Annotated in this window: 1 protein-coding gene and 1 pseudogene; one reads left to right on the top strand and one right to left on the bottom strand. The window is 36.8% G+C overall.

Annotated features, from left to right (window positions below):
- Positions 1–101 (bottom strand): annotated as a pseudogene (locus tag ACFOPO_RS18430) (response regulator); the annotation flags it as partial.
- Between the two features lie 74 nt (positions 102–175).
- Between ACFOPO_RS18430 and ACFOPO_RS18425 the strand changes: the two are divergent.
- On the top strand, positions 176–856 hold the full coding sequence (locus ACFOPO_RS18425) for an IS6-like element IS1216 family transposase (RefSeq protein ID WP_001015311.1): 681 nt from the start codon (positions 176–178) through the stop codon (positions 854–856).
- Positions 857–1,033 lie beyond the last annotated feature (177 nt).

Below are 1,033 nucleotides of genomic sequence, written 5' to 3'. Positions count from 1 at the left end.
GGCATATTATACTGTGCACGGACTTGACGGGTTACTTCATATCCATCCATTTTCGGCATCATAATATCTAAAATTATCAAATCAATTGATTGAGCCTGGATGGTTCTGTTGCAAAGTTTTAAATCTACTATCAAATAAGGTAGAATAATAGAAAAAGATAGCAGGAGGAATGACGATGAATCATTTTAAAGGAAAGCAATTTCAGCAGGATGTGATTATTGTAGCCGTGGGCTACTATCTTCGTTATAACCTTAGCTATCGTGAAGTTCAAGAAATCTTATATGATCGTGGCATTAACGTTTCTCATACGACGATTTATCGTTGGGTGCAAGAATATGGCAAACTACTCTATCAAATTTGGAAAAAGAAAAATAAAAAATCCTTTTATTCATGGAAAATGGATGAAACGTACATCAAAATTAAAGGAAAATGGCATTATTTGTATCGAGCCATCGATGCAGATGGTTTAACCTTGGATATTTGGTTACGTAAAAAACGGGACACACAAGCAGCCTATGCTTTTCTTAAGCGGTTAGTGAAGCAGTTTGATGAACCGAAGGTTGTAGTCACAGATAAAGCCCCCTCTATTACAAGTGCCTTTAAGAAACTAAAAGAATACGGCTTTTATCAAGGGACAGAACATCGTACCATTAAATACCTGAATAATTTGATTGAACAAGACCATCGTCCAGTAAAGAGACGCAATAAATTCTATCGAAGTTTACGCACTGCCTCTACCACGATTAAAGGCATGGAAGCCATTCGAGGATTATATAAGAAAACCCGAAAAGAAGGCACTCTCTTCGGGTTTTCGGTCTGTACTGAAATCAAGGTATTATTGGGAATCCCAGCTTAAATCATAGATACCGTAAGGGATTTTATTCTTTATTTAAAACTTTGCAACAGAACCTTCTGTTGCAAAGTTCCCCAAAAGAGTATAGAAGTCCTAGTTTAATATTTTGACTATGCTGGGATCCCCATCAGAACTTTAATTTCAGTCGACACCGAAAATCCGAAGAGCGTTCCGTTTCTT

It is taken from the genome of Lysobacter sp. GCM10012299, assembly GCF_042649405.1.
GTDB lineage: Bacteria > Pseudomonadota > Gammaproteobacteria > Xanthomonadales > Xanthomonadaceae > Lysobacter_J.
This window is presented reverse-complemented; position numbering and strand designations above follow the sequence as displayed.

Bases quoted from the DNA above. Each gene is read 5' to 3' on its own strand.
- ACFOPO_RS18425 (WP_001015311.1), top strand. From the start codon at position 176: ATGAATCATTTTAAAGGAAAGCAATTTCAGCAGGATGTGATTATTGTA.